At 37.5% G+C, this 14,965-nt stretch carries 16 protein-coding genes; 7 read left to right on the forward strand and 9 right to left on the reverse strand.

From position 1 onward, the window contains the following. Position 1: 1 nt before the first annotated feature. From A8M50_RS00840 to A8M50_RS00855, 4 genes are all read left to right on the forward strand, one after another. On the forward strand, positions 2 to 463 hold the full coding sequence (locus tag A8M50_RS00840) for a cytochrome c-type biogenesis protein (protein WP_005645674.1): 462 nt from the start codon (positions 2 to 4) through the stop codon (positions 461 to 463). After that, positions 464 to 1,381, forward strand: coding sequence for a c-type cytochrome biogenesis protein CcmI (ccmI, locus tag A8M50_RS00845; RefSeq protein ID WP_005645719.1), 918 nt, complete (start codon positions 464 to 466; stop codon positions 1,379 to 1,381). A 225-nt stretch (positions 1,382 to 1,606) separates the two neighbouring features. Continuing rightward, the gene (locus tag A8M50_RS00850; RefSeq protein WP_005645794.1) at positions 1,607 to 2,137 is read left to right on the forward strand and encodes a DUF8095 domain-containing protein; all 531 of its coding nucleotides are present in this window, start codon (positions 1,607 to 1,609) and stop codon (positions 2,135 to 2,137) included. A 10-nt stretch (positions 2,138 to 2,147) separates the two neighbouring features. Then, the gene (locus tag A8M50_RS00855; protein WP_005645634.1) at positions 2,148 to 2,447 is read left to right on the forward strand and encodes a hypothetical protein; all 300 of its coding nucleotides are present in this window, start codon (positions 2,148 to 2,150) and stop codon (positions 2,445 to 2,447) included. 68 nt (positions 2,448 to 2,515) lie between these two features. Here the strand turns inward: A8M50_RS00855 and A8M50_RS00860 are convergent, their stop codons facing one another. The 4 genes from A8M50_RS00860 to A8M50_RS00875 form a co-directional block, all read right to left on the reverse strand. Next, a complete protein-coding gene (locus tag A8M50_RS00860) occupies positions 2,516 to 3,883 on the reverse strand; it encodes an L-serine ammonia-lyase (protein WP_005645776.1) in 1,368 nt (455 codons plus the stop codon). 35 nt (positions 3,884 to 3,918) lie between these two features. Continuing rightward, complete coding sequence (locus tag A8M50_RS00865; RefSeq protein WP_005645609.1) at positions 3,919 to 5,157, reverse strand: HAAAP family serine/threonine permease; 1,239 nt, start codon at positions 5,155 to 5,157, stop codon at positions 3,919 to 3,921. Positions 5,158 to 5,379: 222 nt separating this feature from the next. After that, positions 5,380 to 7,551: a heavy metal translocating P-type ATPase gene (locus A8M50_RS00870; RefSeq protein WP_032826546.1), complete on the reverse strand. Its 2,172-nt coding sequence runs from the start codon at positions 7,549 to 7,551 to the stop codon at positions 5,380 to 5,382. Beyond that, positions 7,526 to 7,732, reverse strand: a complete 207-nt coding sequence (locus A8M50_RS00875) for a heavy-metal-associated domain-containing protein (RefSeq protein WP_005634291.1) — start codon at positions 7,730 to 7,732, stop codon at positions 7,526 to 7,528. The genes A8M50_RS00870 and A8M50_RS00875 overlap by 26 nt, the downstream gene beginning before the upstream one ends. A gap of 76 nt (positions 7,733 to 7,808) precedes the next feature. Here A8M50_RS00875 and cueR point away from each other — a divergent pair, with 76 nt between their 5' ends. Beyond that, positions 7,809 to 8,195, forward strand: coding sequence for a Cu(I)-responsive transcriptional regulator (gene cueR / locus A8M50_RS00880; protein WP_005645709.1), 387 nt, complete (start codon positions 7,809 to 7,811; stop codon positions 8,193 to 8,195). A 13-nt stretch (positions 8,196 to 8,208) separates the two neighbouring features. Here cueR and metJ read toward each other — a convergent pair whose 3' ends face one another. Beyond that, positions 8,209 to 8,526: a met regulon transcriptional regulator MetJ gene (gene metJ, locus A8M50_RS00885; RefSeq protein WP_005645566.1), complete on the reverse strand. Its 318-nt coding sequence runs from the start codon at positions 8,524 to 8,526 to the stop codon at positions 8,209 to 8,211. A 247-nt stretch (positions 8,527 to 8,773) separates the two neighbouring features. On the opposite strand from metJ, the gene rho reads away from it, so the two are divergent. Then, positions 8,774 to 10,036: a transcription termination factor Rho gene (gene rho / locus A8M50_RS00890; RefSeq protein ID WP_005645796.1), complete on the forward strand. Its 1,263-nt coding sequence runs from the start codon at positions 8,774 to 8,776 to the stop codon at positions 10,034 to 10,036. 53 nt (positions 10,037 to 10,089) lie between these two features. Here the strand turns inward: rho and A8M50_RS00895 are convergent, their stop codons facing one another. The 4 genes from A8M50_RS00895 to ppdD are packed head-to-tail and all read right to left on the reverse strand — an operon-like array spanning position 10,090 to position 13,827. Beyond that, positions 10,090 to 10,782, reverse strand: a complete 693-nt coding sequence (locus A8M50_RS00895) for a prepilin peptidase (RefSeq protein WP_032826547.1) — start codon at positions 10,780 to 10,782, stop codon at positions 10,090 to 10,092. Further along, positions 10,779 to 11,999, reverse strand: coding sequence for a type II secretion system F family protein (locus A8M50_RS00900; RefSeq protein WP_005645613.1), 1,221 nt, complete (start codon positions 11,997 to 11,999; stop codon positions 10,779 to 10,781). Before A8M50_RS00900 ends, A8M50_RS00895 begins: the two co-directional genes overlap by 4 nt. After that, the gene (locus tag A8M50_RS00905) at positions 11,996 to 13,390 is read right to left on the reverse strand and encodes a GspE/PulE family protein (RefSeq protein ID WP_005645627.1); all 1,395 of its coding nucleotides are present in this window, start codon (positions 13,388 to 13,390) and stop codon (positions 11,996 to 11,998) included. Before A8M50_RS00905 ends, A8M50_RS00900 begins: the two co-directional genes overlap by 4 nt. Further along, the gene (gene ppdD, locus A8M50_RS00910) at positions 13,387 to 13,827 is read right to left on the reverse strand and encodes a prepilin peptidase-dependent pilin (protein WP_005645818.1); all 441 of its coding nucleotides are present in this window, start codon (positions 13,825 to 13,827) and stop codon (positions 13,387 to 13,389) included. The genes A8M50_RS00905 and ppdD overlap by 4 nt, the downstream gene beginning before the upstream one ends. A gap of 114 nt (positions 13,828 to 13,941) precedes the next feature. Between ppdD and ampD the strand changes: the two genes are divergently transcribed. Continuing rightward, entirely contained in the window at positions 13,942 to 14,496 is a 555-nt protein-coding gene (gene ampD, locus A8M50_RS00915) for a 1,6-anhydro-N-acetylmuramyl-L-alanine amidase AmpD (RefSeq protein ID WP_005645711.1), read from the forward strand. The last annotated feature ends 469 nt before the right edge of the window (positions 14,497 to 14,965 follow it).

Below are 14,965 nucleotides of genomic sequence, written 5' to 3' on the forward strand. Positions count from 1 at the left end.
AATGAAAAAAACATGGCTATTTTTGACCGCACTTTTGTTTAGCTCAATGGCGTTTTCAGCTATTGATGCACTTAATTTTACTTCTCCACAGCAAGAGAGTGATTACCATCAATTAACACAATCTTTGCGTTGCCCTCAATGTCAAAATAACAATATTGCGGATTCCAATGCGACTATCGCTGTGGATATGCGTGGCAAAGTATTTGAGCTTTTACAAGAAGGCAAATCGAAAAATGACGTAGTGGATTATATGGTGGCTCGTTACGGCAATTTTGTAACCTATGATCCACCTATGACAGCGAGCACATTAGTGCTATGGATTGCGCCATTATTGCTTGTGTTGTTAGGTGTGGTATTTTTATTAAGACGTAAACCAAAAGCTCAAAGTGCGGTGAAATCCCAAGATGTTTTAACTGATGAAGATAATGCTCGTTTGGCAGAATTATTAAACAAGGATAAATAGATGAATTTTGCATTAATTTTTATATTAACCACTTTAGTTGTGTCGTTAATTTGTTTTTATCCTTTATTGCGTCAATTCAAAGCGAAACATGGGCAAAAACGTGATGATTTAAATAAGGCGTTATATTTCTCGCGCTTGGAAGAAATTGAGCAAGATAATTCCCAAGGTTTAGTTGAAAATGTTGAGCAGCTCAAACAAGAATTACAGAAAACCTTGCTTGATGATGTTCCGAGCAAGGTTCAAGAGAATGTGGATTCTTCAGGTAAATCTTATGGAAAAGTGTGGTTTGTGTCTGGTGTGTTGGCGCTAGGAATTATCGCGGGCTCTTCTTATTTTATGGTGGGCTCTTGGCAAGCCGAATCGATGTTAGAGCAAACTTATGCGAAATTGCCATATTTCTTTGATCGAATGAAAGATGAAGATAAAAATCCATTTTCTGATGCAGAAATGCAGCAATTTTCTACCGCACTTCGAATTGATTTGCAAAAAAATCCAATTGATGCAAAAAAATGGTGGATGCTCGGTCAAATTGGGATGAATTTAGGTGATGCACGTTTGGCATTCGATAGCTATCAAAAGGCTAATAAACTCGAACCAGATAATGTGCAATATAAATTAGGCTATGCCCGCGTATTGATGTTCTCTGAAGATGCGACTGATAAACTTAAAGGTGGAGATTTATTACGTGAAGTGATTCGTCAAGATCACACTAATGTTGAGGCGTTAAGTTTGCTCGCGTTCCGTTACTTTGAAACGGAAGATTATAAAATGGCGGCAGTGACTTGGGCGATGATGCTACGCTTAATGCCGAAAGATGATGAGCGTGTTCCACTAATTGAAAAAAGTATTCGTGCCGCGCGTGATGCTTTAGAAGCTCAAAATGAAGAAAAATCAAAAAGTATTACGCCTGAAAAATAACCTAGTAGATTGTACCTCTTTTTGGTATAGTGCGATGGATTGGTGATTTTAGCGTAGTTATTAGTCAAAATAACAATTAAACTGTTACCTAGCTTTTTGATGAAAATTTAATGCAAGCTTGTTGGAGTCAGTAAATAAATTTCACCTGGTTGTATTTTTTTATAGAGCTGACAATCTATCTCGCAGAACAATATTAATTTAACGAGTATTAAGGAAAAACTTGAAATGAAGCAAAAAAATTGCACTTCTTTTTCTTTGTTCTGTCTTATAGCAGGAAGTTTATTTACTTCGCCATTTTCTCTTGCCGATGGCTTTTCTAGCTCAATTACTTATGTTGATGCTGGAGATAAAAAAACGTTTAATTCTGATGTTTCGGATAATGATGTTAAAAAGCTTGCTCAAAGTATAGAATTAAAAGTTTATAAAATTGATGAAATGAGCTCATCTGAGAGCATTTATGAGTCTCCAGCTGGTATTTGTCACGGATTTAAAGTAAAAAATGGGGTGGATTACACCAATTCAACGCATCATTATATTTACCCTGATGATACGAGTGAATATTATGGCAGTGTAACGGGGGCAACGATTTATAGTCGGAAAGAGTCTCAGAATTTAAGTTATGTGCCTGTTTATTCAATTACAAACAAAGCTTTGTTTGAGCGTATTCAATTACAGGAAAATAAAACATTGAAAGAAAAAGCAGTTAATCATATTTCCGAAGGAAGAGCGGTATTAACTGACGTAATTTGTAAATAGGATGTATTTAATGAGAAAAATAGTTTTTGTTAGTTGTGCAATTTTAGGTTTAGCAGCATGTTCATCTCAACCAGAACAAACTAGTGGCGGTGTTTATGATATGAAGGCTGTGCAAGAGTATAATGCTCGTGTAACAAGTGGTAATACGGTTACTCAGGCGCAGAAAGATAAAGTGGCAAGTCAAGTTGATACTAACTTAAAATTGAATGCGAGTGATAATAAGGTTAAAACTCGAGTGAGAAGTTCGCTACCAGTTATCCCCGTAGTCCCAAGTGTCGGGTATCATTATAATTACCATTATTTTAGATAGAAAAACTAAAGCCTTGATTATCAAGGCTTTAGTTTTATATACAATAAATTGAATTGAAATTTTTGTATTTAAGTACAAACAATCTTAACTGCAAGTCCGCCTTGCGATGTTTCGCGGTATTTGGCGTTCATATCTTTGCCTGTTTCGTACATTGTTTCAATCACTTTATCTAAGGTTACTCTTGGATTAGTGGTCCGGCGTAAAGCCATGCGTGATGCATTGATTGCTTTTACTGAAGCAATCGCATTGCGTTCGATACAAGGTACTTGAACTTGACCACCGACAGGGTCGCAAGTTAATCCCAAGTTATGCTCCATTGCAATCTCAGCTGCGATACATACTTGCAGTGGATTACCACCCAAAATTTCAGCTAGTCCTGCAGCAGCCATTGAACAGGCTACACCCACTTCACCTTGGCAACCCACTTCTGCACCAGAAATCGAAGCATTCATTTTATAAAGTGAACCAATCATACCTGCTGCTAATAAATAGCGTTCAATGATTTCAGGTGTTAATGGTGAGATGAACTTCTCATAGTAAGCCAATACAGCTGGAATAATCCCGCATGCACCGTTTGTTGGTGCTGTGACTACACGTCCACCCGCTGCATTTTCTTCATTGACAGCAAGTGCAAACATATTGACCCAGTCGATCACACGCATTGGATCGTTGGACAAATTAGTATTTGCTTGCAACATACGATAAAGAGATGCTGCACGACGTGGCACTCGTAATGGCCCAGGTAAAATCCCTTCAGTGTGAATACCGTGTTCGATACAAGCTTGCATCGTCTTCCAGACATTTTCTAGATGAGCACTGACAGCTTCTTTGCCATGCAAGGCAACTTCATTTTCCAACATCACAGTGGAAAGCATTAAGCCGTTATCACTGCAATGTTTTAAAATATCTTCTGCATTTTTGTAAGGATAAGGCACTTGGACCGTGTTTTTTTCTTCTTGGCCAAAATGGGCTTCATCGACAATAAAACCACCACCGATCGAATAATAGGTTTGGCGATAAAGTTCTGTGCGATTTTCATCAAGAGCGGTAATTGTCATGCCATTTTCGTGCAATTTTAAAAAAGTGCGGTGGAAAATGAGATTATTTTCAAAATCAAATTTTACCGTCTTTTGACCAATATTAATTGGTAAAAGCGCAGTTTGTTTCACTTTATCGATGAAATCTGAAATCATATCGATATCCACATTATGTGGTAAATAACCCGCTAGCCCCATGATGATGGCGATATCCGTACTGTGGCCTCTCCCTGTCATCGAAAGAGAACCATATACATCCACATGAATTTCAGCCGTTTGTTCAAACTGATTTCGTTCAATTAAGTCGTCTATAAATTGTTTGCCGGCTTTCATCGGACCGACAGTGTGGGAACTGGATGGCCCAATTCCCACTTTAAACATATCAAATACGCTAATCATAAATTTCTCAAAATTCGCTAAACTTTAAAGGGCGCTTATAATAATCCATAAACAACCGCAGAGATAGCGATTAATCCCATAATCGTTACAAAAACATTACTGAAACGTCCTCTGTAGCGTTTCATCGCTGGGATTTTACGAATCGCGTACATTGGCATGATAAACAAAATCATCGCAATGATTGGACCGCCAAGAGATTCGATTAAGCCTAAGATACTTGGATTAATAATCGCAACGCCCCATAAAGTTAATAGGAAGAAAAGTGCGGTCGCATAATTGAGTTTTTTACGATTTACAGATTCGCCTTTCATTTTCAAATATAAGCCTTCTAAGCCTTCACGTGCGCCCATATAGTGACCAAAGAATGAGCTAGTAATCGCTAAGAATGCAACAAGCGGGCCAAAATAAGAGATATATGGGTTATCAAATTTATTCGCTAAGAAAGACAAGATACTGATATTTTGTGCTTTTGCTGCCACTAATTCTTCAGGTGTTAGTGTTAATACACAGCTAAATACGAAGAACATTACGAAGAATAATAAAATGGTTGAGGTGCCTTTTTCTGTATGGCCGATATGGCGTTCTGCACCCTCGAAAGTTTTGTATTCACGGAATTGTGAGCAAGTGAAAGATGAAATTGCTGGTGAATGGTTAAATGAGAATACCAATACAGGAATAGTAAGCCACAATGTGGTGACAAAACCGCCTGCTGTTGGGAATTCATGTAACATCGCACCATTCCATTCCGGAATTAAGTAAATAGAAAGTGCGAATAAAATTAATACTAATGGGTAAACAAGCCATTCTGTGATTTTTAGCATCACTTTTTCATTAAATAGCATGACGGAAATCAATACTGCAATTAATACAAAAGAGAGAATAGCTCGGTTTGGCGATGCCATGCCAAGTTGGTTTACAATGAAAGAATCGACTGTGTTAGTAATACCGTTTCCGTAAATTAAAAGAATGGGGAAAATCGCGAAGAAATAAAGTAGGGTGATAAGTTTACCCGCTGTTTTACCAAAGTGTTCTTCCACTACTTCAGTAATATCGCTGCCAGGATTTTTTGATGAAAGTACAAAATAGGCTAAGCCACGGTGAGCAAAATAGGTCATTGGTCCGACGATAATTGCCATTAAAACTAACGGCCAAAATCCGCCCATCCCTGCGTTAATCGGTAGGAATAAGACGCCAGCGCCAACCGCCGTACCGAAAAGGTTTAACATCCATGTTGCATCAAATTTGTTCCATTTGAGTTTTTCTGTTGGTTTCATAGTTTGCTCCAAAGCATAAATTATTTAAATTTGTCAATTTGCAGAGCAAAATATGCCCTAACAAAATTTGAGTATTATGTTATGCCGATAAATAGAGAATCTCAAAGAGCAAATTCTAAAATTGTGATCAAGTTAAAATTTTTTTATAAAAAGTGCGGTAATTTTCAGCGACAAAAAAATCGGTGCGAGCACGACACCGATTGCGTATAAAAATAAATGAAATTAGAACCGCACTTTTTTCAATCTTAAGGCGTTCATCAATACGGAAATTGAACTCATCGCCATCGCGGCGCCTGCAATCACTGGATTTAGAAAACCGAAAGCAGCAAGGGGTATGCCGAGAATATTGTAAATCAATGCAAAAAATAGATTTTGTTTGATATTTTTCAAGGTTGCCCTTGCAATAAAAAGCGCATCCACAAGTTGATTCACCGAATGTTGCATAAGCGTTGCAGAGGCCGTTTGTTCTGCAATATCTGAACCTGATTTCATCGCAAAACTGACGTTTGCAGCGGCTAAAGCAGGCGCATCATTTATTCCATCACCTACCATGGCAACAACATGACCTAGATCTTTCAGCTTTTGAATTTGTTCCGCCTTATCTCTAGGGCTGAGTCCACCAAAGGCTTTCTTAATGCCGAGCTGTTTTGCTATGTAATCCACGACAGATTGTTGATCGCCACTCATAATTACTACATCAATATTTTGCTGTTGTAAGCGTTGAATGGCGTGCAAACTATCGTTTTTTAAGGTGTCCGTTAGTGCAAATGCGCCAATGGGTTCATCATTTATAGATACTGCCACAATGCTCGCAATCTGCCAGATATCTTCTAAATTTTTAGGCAAGATTAAACCGCAATAATCTGGTTTACCGACTTTTATTGTTCCCACTTGTTCTAATTCAGCTTGAATGCCTTGACCGACTTCCATTTTTGAAAAAAGTGCGGTAGGAATTTCTAACATTTTTTGTTCTGCTGCTTGCACAATAGCTTTTGCAATTGGGTGGTTAGCTTGTCGTTCAACTGCTGCGGCAAAACAATATAAATCTTCTTCAGAATACATGGCATTTTGTGGTTGCCATAGTGCTGAAATTTCAAGCTCGCCTTTTGTTAGTGTGCCAGTTTTATCAAGCACAACGGTATCCACGTGGGCGGTTTCCTCCATTGCTGCCGCATCTTTAAACCATACGCCAGCATTGACCGCTTTACCCAAACCAACCATTATGGCTGCTGGTGTGGCTAATCCTAAGGCACAAGGGCAAGCAATCACAAGCACGGCTACTGCGTGAATAAGTGAAGATACACTATCATTCGTCAGAATATAAGTGAGCGCGAAAGTAACAAGTGAAATCACTAATACGGCTGGCACAAACACTGACGCAACTTTATCGGCAAATCGCGCAATTGGCGCTTTTGAGCCTTGCGCATCTGATAATGCATTCATCATATCGCCAAGTAAGGTTTGGCTACCAAGTTGATTCGCTCGATAGATAATAGAACCTTCTGTTACCATTGCCCCCGCTAATACTTTTCCACCTTTCTGTTTTTCTTCTGGACGAGATTCGCCCGTTAAATGACTTTCATCACACCATCCATTTCCACTTTCAATTATGCCGTCTGCTGCAATACGCTCGCCTTGATTTGCACGAATGATTTCGCCGATATTTACTTGGTCAAGAGCAATTTCAGTCCATTTGTCATTACGTAGAGCAGTGACTTTTTTCGGTGTCAGTTGCAAAAGCATGCTTAAGCTATTTAGGCTATGCTTTTTAGTGCGCTCTTCAAGAAATTTTCCAAGACTGACAAAACCAATCACCATAACTGAAGCTTCAAAGTACACATGTCCCATTGCATGATTGGCGTGGTAAAACAACATGAAAGCAGAATAAAAATAAATTGTGAGCGTTCCTGTACTGACAAGTACATCCATATTGGCAAGTCCACCACGAATACTACCGATTGCTCCGCGATAAAATGGAATGGCTAGCCAAAGTTGCACAATGCTCGCTAATGCAAATTGCCAAATAGGGGGCAGCATCAAGTGATGTGATCCGCTCATCATGCCAAGCATACCAATCAGAAATGGAATATTGATTATCCAAAGTATGATTAATCGCCAAGGGATTGATGTATTTTTTTCTTCTATTGGCAATTCATTGGCTTGTTTGATATGAGCAGAAAAACCTGTTTTATGAATAATCTCTATAATTTGAGTTTCGCTTGCTTGCGTAGAGTCAAATACAACTTGAGCTTCTTCAGCGGCAAAATTCACCCCAGCTTGTTGCACGAATGGTTTTTTATTTAAAACTTTTTCAATGCGATTGGCACAAGATTGGCAGGTCATCCCACCAATCTGAATCGAAATTTTTTTACTCTGTGGCGTCAAATCCGGCATCTTCAATTACCTCAATCAACTGTGCAACATTGACTCGATTTTCATCAAAAGTAATATTTGCTTTCCCTTCTAATTGCACATCAGCAGACTGTACGCCATCTAATTCAGTTAAAACTCGAGTAACGCTTTTTACGCAACCGCCGCAGTGCATACCTTCTATGTTTAATGTGATAGTTTTCATTTTTACTCCTTGTTAGTCGTTTTATTGATGGCTACACTATAAACCTTTACGTAAGGTTAAGGTCAAGAAATTTTTTATGAATATTAGTGAAGCTGCCAAATTAGTAGGTTTATCTACCAAACAAATCCGTGATTATGAAAAAATGGGTTTAATTAAACCCGCTGTTCGCAGTTTGTCAGGCTATCGAAATTATGGAGAAAGCGATTTAGAAAGGTTGTATTTTATTCGTCACTCACGCGATGTTGGGTTTTCATTACATCAAATCGCACAATTATTAGAACTACAAGATAATCCTAATCGTAGCAGTCGCGAAGTGAAAGCACTAACGGCGCAACATATTGCGATGTTAAATCAACAAATAGAACAGTTACAAAAAATGGTACAAGAATTGCAGCATTGGCATGATAATTGTCAGGGCAATGACTGCCCTGAATGTTCAATTTTGAATGGATTAAAAGGATAAATGAAAAGTGCGGTTAATATTCCCAACTTTCTGGATCGACGCCTAATTCACGCATAAGCACTTTGGCATCTTCGGGAATTTCATCATTACGGTCTTTCATTAAATCGGCATCAGTGGGCAAAGGTTGACCGGTGAAAGCATGCAAAAATGCTTCGCAAAGTAATTCACTGTTAGTTGCATGACGTAAACTTTTTAATTGGCGGCGAGTGCGTTCATTCGTCAAAATTTCTAACACTTTGATCGGAATAGACACAGTGATTTTTTTTACTTGCTCGCTTTTTTTGCCATGTTCTGCATAAGGGCTGATATATTTTCCGTCCCAATCCGCCATAATTTACCTTAGTGCTTATTGATAACCTTACAAATTGTCCGTATTCTAATGAAAAATCAAATAAATAACAATCTAGACGGCTAAACTTCTATGTTAAAAAGAGAAAGAAAAGTGCGGTAATTTTTTAGATTAAATATAAAGAAACACTAGACAGTACAGGGTTTTAGTGGTAATTTACGCGCCATTCAAAGGGCATTGGCTCACCATTCGAATCATCAATTCTTATTAATTCCAATATTTATTCATTATGCATTTAACTGAACTTAAAAATACGCCTGTTTCTGATCTTGTGAAACTTGGCGAAGAACAAATGGGCTTAGAGAATTTAGCTCGTTTGCGTAAACAAGATATTGTCTTTGCAATTTTAAAACAGCACGCCAAAAGCGGTGAAGATATTTTCGGCGGTGGCGTGTTAGAAATCTTACCGGATGGTTTTGGTTTCCTTCGTTCAGCTGACAGTTCCTACCTTGCAGGCCCTGATGATATCTATGTTTCCCCAAGTCAAATTCGTCGTTTTAACCTTCAAACTGGTGATAAAATCGAAGGTAAAATTCGTCCACCAAAAGAAGGCGAACGCTATTTTGCACTTTTAAAAGTTGATCAAGTTAATGATGACAAGCCTGAAGTTTCTCGTAGCAAAATCTTATTTGAAAACTTAACGCCATTACATGCTAATTCTCGTTTAAGAATGGAGCGCGGCAATGGCTCAACAGAAGATTTAACTGCCCGTATTTTGGATTTAGCATCACCAATTGGTAAAGGTCAACGTGGTTTGATTGTTGCTCCGCCAAAAGCGGGTAAAACCATGTTGCTGCAAAATATTGCGCAAAGTATCACGCATAATTATCCTGATGTAGAGCTTATCGTATTATTGATTGATGAACGCCCAGAAGAAGTGACAGAAATGCAACGTTCAGTAAAAGGCGAAGTTATTGCTTCTACTTTTGATGAGCCTGCAACTCGTCACGTTCAAGTGGCAGAAATGGTAATCGAAAAAGCGAAACGTTCAGTCGAGCATAAAAAAGATGTGGTAATTTTGCTTGACTCTATTACACGTTTAGCACGTGCTTACAATACAGTAACCCCCGCTTCAGGTAAAATTTTGTCTGGTGGTGTGGATGCTAACGCGTTGCATCGTCCAAAACGTTTCTTTGGTGCTGCTCGTAATGTGGAAGAAGGTGGTAGTTTAACGATTATTGCGACTGCGCTAGTTGATACCGGTTCGAAAATGGATGAAGTTATTTTCGAAGAATTTAAAGGTACAGGTAATATGGAATTACACCTTTCTCGTAAAATCGCAGAAAGACGTGTATTCCCAGCCATTGACTTTAAACGCTCTGGTACTCGTAAAGAAGACTTACTCACAACACCTGATGAATTACAAAAAATGTGGATTCTTCGTAAGATTCTTAATCCAATGGATGAAGTAGATGCAATGGAATTCTTGATTGATAAGCTCATGATGGCGAAAACCAACGAAGAGTTTTTTGAAGTGATGAAACGTTCGTAAAAGTAACCGCACTTCTATGAAGAACAAGGGGAAAATATTATTTTTTCCCCTTTTTAATATCCGTAATATTTGACGAAATAAATGATGATAGCCGACAAGTTCATAAAAGGGGCAAAAGGTAAAAATTCTTTTTTCTTCCTATGAATAAGCGAAAAACATATTCCAAGAACTGAGGCTAATAATAAAAAGTGCGGTAAAGTTTCTAAATGAATAAAACTTCCTAATGCCATTGCTAGCCAATAATCTCCTCGTCCAAAGGCTTCTTTTTTGTAATAGAATTTTGCAATCCAATAGATTGCGTAGAAAACAATAAAAAAACTTGCCGCACTTTTTATGCTTTCAGATAACGTAAGCAATGAAAAATTATTGTCTGCTCCAAATAAACCAAGAGTAAGTAACCATAAACAGGATGTAGTAGAAATAAGTTGATAATCCCAATCAAGATAACTGATTGTCCAAAGAATAAGAAGTGTGAGTCCGATCCATATAGTAAAAATAGAATCTTTGAAGGCAATTTGTAAAAATATAAATCCAATTCCAACACTTAAAAAATACCTCAAAATATGACCGCACTTTTTTTGTCGAATAGAGGCAAAGTGCGGTTGAAATAACAGAAAGTTTTGTGGAAATAATTCAATATAAGTTGTATAAATCTCTTGCTGTAAACGCGTAATAAAACCAGATAGGTAGAACCACAGTGCGATCCCTAAGATACCGCCTAATAAAAACATTGCGAAGTAAATCATTGAATAACAGAGCCCATATTAAAGATAGGTAAATACATTCCCATCATAATAATTCCAATCAGACTACCGATGATCACCATCATTAATGGTTCTAGCATTTGTGAGAGTAAGTCAATTTGATGATTAAGTTTTTCTTGGTAATTATCCGCGATATGCTCTAGCATCAAAGCGAGTTTTCCGCTTTGCTCGCCAATTTGTAGCATTTGTTGTGCTTCCATCGGGAAAAGATCGCTACTTACACTATTAGAAAATGCATAGCCTTGAGAAACCCATTGTAAAATTGACCGCACTTCTTTATATAATACGATGTCATTTATGAGAGTTTTCTTGGCTTGCCAAGTTTGTGTGCGAGGTAGAAAACTGTCTAGTGCTTGATTAAGCGGTACGCCGGCTTGCAACATAATTTGTAAACTTTGACTAAAGTTCACTAAACGTGAAAGCTTTTTAATTGTGCCAAAAATAGGCGTGATAGAAATAAGTTGATTTTTCTTTTGATAAAACCAGGTCTGGCGTTTTAGATAGAAGTAATAAAATAGAAAAAAATTAAAAGAGAAAAATAGCAAAACGCCGATATTTTGCTTAAGAAAATTGGATATAGAGAGCAATATTGCGGTGATTGTTGGTAATTCGGCGTTGTTGCCACTGTACATTTCAGCAAATTGAGGTACGATAAAAAGCAGTAATGCGAGTGTCAATAATAAAGAAATTCCCAATACCATTGAGGGGTATAACATAATTTTCTGTAATTTACGTTGTAATGCTAAAGATTGGCTACGATGCGTGGCTATTTTTTTACAAACAACGGAAAGTTTGCCCGTCATTTCTCCCACTTGAATCAGTTGAATTTCTTGTTGAGTGAGATATTTTCCTTGTTGTTCAATTGCTTGTGAGAATGCTAAACCAGATTCAATAGATTGAATCAGTCGTTCAAGCCATTCATTGAGCATAATTTGAGTGCAATTTTGTTGCAAAATTTGCATACTGTTTTTTAACGGAATAGCGGATTGTAGCAATGTCGCTAATTGATTGAGTAATTCACTGATTTCTGAATTTTTGGGCTTTGCCCCAAATTGCCAGTTTTGTTGTAATTTGATGTGAGTAAGCCCACGGCTTATTAATTGAAAGTGTGCTTGTTGTTTCGTATCCGCAATAATTGAGCCTTTTTGTTTCTGATTTAATGCGTTACTACCTTGATAATAAAAGAGTTTTTTAGTCATGAGTTTTTACCTAACACACGTTCAATTTCTTTCTCATCTGTTATACCTTGACTAACTTTTTCTAAACCACTCGCACATAAATTTTGAAAATCAGTTTGATAGCCATTCTGCTGCCAATGTAGAAATTGATACACGCCGATTCGGCCTCGATAACCTTGATGGCAATCACAAGAATTTATTAAATTTCCACCGCACTTTGGACAGATTTTTCGTACAAGACGCTGCGCAATGACGAGTAGTAAACTGTTTTCAATTTCATGTTGTTGAATACCGAGTTGTTGTAAGCGAGATATGGCAGATATTGCATCATTGGTATGTAAAGTTGAAAGCACCAAATGCCCAGTTTGAGCGGCACGTAGTGCAATCATTGCACTTTCTTCATCGCGAATTTCACCTAGCATAATGATATCGGGATCTTGACGTAAAAAAGCGCGCAATAGACGGCTAAAATCTAATCCAATTTGTGGATTAATTTGGCTTTGAATAATGCCATCAAGCTCAATTTCAATGGGATCCTCTGCGGTCATAATATGTTTATCAGGTGTATTTAGCCACTGAAGTGCGGTGTAAAGTGAGATACTTTTCCCACTTCCTGTTGGGCCTGTAACTAAAATTAATCCTTGTGGTTGGCTAAGCGCGCGTTGAAATGCTTGTTGTTGACTCTCTGTCATACCCAGTTCAGAAAAGCTGAGTTCTACTGGTTTATTTTGCTGTGCTCTCAGGACAACTTTCTCTCCCCAATGGGTTGGCAACGTTGAAAGACGGAAATCAAGAATATCGGAAAAAGTGGTTTTAAATTGAAATCGTCCATCTTGTGGAAGGCGGGCTTCACTGATATCTAATTTAGCGAGCAATTTTAGGCGAGAAATAATTCGATTCGCCAAATTTTTACTAAGTGGAGGCTGAGCTTGTAAAACACCGTCAATTCTAAACCGCACTTGGAAATGATCCGATAAGGTCTCCAAATGAATATCTGAGGCATTGTTTTGTAAAGCAGATTCAAAAATTTGATTAAGCAAGCGAATAACGGGCTCATCATCTTGTTGTTCAAGATGGGACTGTTCTTGATGTTGGTAATATTTAACTTGCTCTTCCACTTGAAGTTGATTTGGGGCAAGTTGTTGTAATAGTTCTTTAAGTTGAGTGCTTTCTAATAAAACTGGCTCAACAAGCTTGCCAGTTATAAACGCAATAGTTTCACAGGCGGAAAGATTAGAAAGAGAATCGACACCTAGCCAGAGACGATTATTTTCTTCTTTGAGTGGTAACGCAAAATAACGTAAGAGTAGCGACTGTTGTTGCTGATTACGCCCCCATAAATCTGGCGAGATCGTAAATATCTCGCCATTTTGTGCTTTTACACGAGGTTTTGCACCAGTTAAGTCGATCATTTTGAACAGAATCCAGCAGGGAAAATATCGGCATTCGTTGTGCCACAGGTGGTTTTCCATGTAACGCCTTTTGCACTATCGCCTTCAGCTGTGAGTGTATAACTCATTCCATCTAATGTACCATTACCCTCTACTGTTATTCCACCGTTGCTTGTTGTCACTGATTTTACATAGCCTTTTGCTGTTGTAATATCAGCCGCAATTCCATTGCTTCCTCCTGAGCAACTAGAAGGTTTGCCTGTGCTATAAACGCATAATTCCACATCTGACTTATAAGGTGCGGAAGCTTGCAGTAATTCGGATACTGCTGCTTTTTTGGTATAATTTTGATAAGAAGGAATAGCGATAGTGGCTAAAATCGCGATGATGGCGATGACTATCATCAATTCAATTAAGGTAAACCCTTTCTTCAAGGTAGTTTGTGTAGTTAGTTTCATTTATTTTCCTTTCGTTAAGCCTTTATTGGCTGAAATATTGTGAAAAGGGAAAATTGTTTTGTAAAACAGACCGCACTTTTTCTGCGATCCTGATCGCAAAAATAGGAAAAATGTATGCGAAAAATAAAAGATATTGAGAAAGGATTGCTGACTGATTGTCGACAAATTCCATCTCCTCATTTTGATGAACGTCCAGATTTACAAGATATTTCACTTCTGGTGATCCATTACATTAGCTTACCGCCAGAACAATTTGGTGGCGGATATGTGGATGATTTTTTTCAAGGAAAATTAGATCCTAAGATTCATCCTTATTTTGAAGAAATTCATCAAATGCGTGTTTCTGCCCATTGCTTGATTGAACGAGATGGGCGAATCACGCAATATGTTAATTTTAACCAAAGGGCTTGGCATGCTGGATTATCTTGCTTTCAAGGGCAAGAAAAATGTAATGATTTTGCCATTGGAATTGAGTTAGAAGGTAGTAATGAACAACCTTTTACTAATGAGCAGTATTTGGCATTACAAGAACTTACTAACTTAATCATGAAAAGTTACCCTAAAATTACGAAAGAGCGGATTGTTGGGCATTGTGATATTTCGCCAGGGCGTAAGATCGATCCTGGTCAATATTTCGATTGGGAACGTTATTTTGCCTGCCTGAAATAATTTGTTCAAAAATCAGACATTAAAATTTAGAGACTTCTGTGTATTACAAATATTGTTATGTTTTGTTTCTAAATGTTTGAATTTAAATTGAAAAATTTTATCTAGGGATTGTCTTGGAAAGGTTTGTTTGAGTTATACAACATTATGGATTTTCTCAATCACAATTTTATCCACAGAAATATTGAATAACTCAAAGAGCTAGCTAAAAGATCTTTGGGGAATGGAATCTCTTTAAAAATTGTATTTTTTTACCGCACTTTCTTCCATTTTTATATGTGAAAAGTGCGGTTTATTTTTGTTTAAGATCTTTTAATTAGAAATAATTCAATTTATTTTTAAGTTTGATGAGATAAGGATTCCGCCCTGTTTTTACGTGATCAATTCACAATCAGAAATACGTTATTCACAATGTTATCCACAATCTGTGTATTTTATTGTGTAATCAGCCCTTTGGTTGATAAAAACACTG

It is taken from the genome of Haemophilus haemolyticus (assembly GCF_001679045.1).
GTDB classification, from domain to species: domain Bacteria; phylum Pseudomonadota; class Gammaproteobacteria; order Enterobacterales; family Pasteurellaceae; genus Haemophilus; species Haemophilus haemolyticus.

What these genes read in the sequence shown, in the direction of transcription:
- ppdD (WP_005645818.1), bottom strand. Translation starts at nt 13,827, where the DNA reads ATGAAACTAACTACACAAACTACCTTGAAGAAAGGGTTTACCTTAATT.
- A8M50_RS00840 (WP_005645674.1), top strand. Translation starts at nt 2, where the DNA reads ATGAAAAAAACATGGCTATTTTTGACCGCACTTTTGTTTAGCTCAATG.
- A8M50_RS00900 (WP_005645613.1), bottom strand. Translation starts at nt 11,999, where the DNA reads ATGACTAAAAAACTCTTTTATTATCAAGGTAGTAACGCATTAAATCAG.
- A8M50_RS00855 (WP_005645634.1), top strand. Translation starts at nt 2,148, where the DNA reads ATGAGAAAAATAGTTTTTGTTAGTTGTGCAATTTTAGGTTTAGCAGCA.
- A8M50_RS00860 (WP_005645776.1), bottom strand. Translation starts at nt 3,883, where the DNA reads ATGATTAGCGTATTTGATATGTTTAAAGTGGGAATTGGGCCATCCAGT.
- cueR (WP_005645709.1), top strand. Translation starts at nt 7,809, where the DNA reads ATGAATATTAGTGAAGCTGCCAAATTAGTAGGTTTATCTACCAAACAA.
- ampD (WP_005645711.1), top strand. Translation starts at nt 13,942, where the DNA reads ATGCGAAAAATAAAAGATATTGAGAAAGGATTGCTGACTGATTGTCGA.
- A8M50_RS00850 (WP_005645794.1), top strand. Translation starts at nt 1,607, where the DNA reads ATGAAGCAAAAAAATTGCACTTCTTTTTCTTTGTTCTGTCTTATAGCA.
- A8M50_RS00895 (WP_032826547.1), bottom strand. Translation starts at nt 10,782, where the DNA reads ATGATTTACTTCGCAATGTTTTTATTAGGCGGTATCTTAGGGATCGCA.
- rho (WP_005645796.1), top strand. Translation starts at nt 8,774, where the DNA reads ATGCATTTAACTGAACTTAAAAATACGCCTGTTTCTGATCTTGTGAAA.
- ccmI (WP_005645719.1), top strand. Translation starts at nt 464, where the DNA reads ATGAATTTTGCATTAATTTTTATATTAACCACTTTAGTTGTGTCGTTA.
- A8M50_RS00905 (WP_005645627.1), bottom strand. Translation starts at nt 13,390, where the DNA reads ATGATCGACTTAACTGGTGCAAAACCTCGTGTAAAAGCACAAAATGGC.
- A8M50_RS00865 (WP_005645609.1), bottom strand. Translation starts at nt 5,157, where the DNA reads ATGAAACCAACAGAAAAACTCAAATGGAACAAATTTGATGCAACATGG.
- A8M50_RS00870 (WP_032826546.1), bottom strand. Translation starts at nt 7,551, where the DNA reads ATGCCGGATTTGACGCCACAGAGTAAAAAAATTTCGATTCAGATTGGT.
- metJ (WP_005645566.1), bottom strand. Translation starts at nt 8,526, where the DNA reads ATGGCGGATTGGGACGGAAAATATATCAGCCCTTATGCAGAACATGGC.
- A8M50_RS00875 (WP_005634291.1), bottom strand. Translation starts at nt 7,732, where the DNA reads ATGAAAACTATCACATTAAACATAGAAGGTATGCACTGCGGCGGTTGC.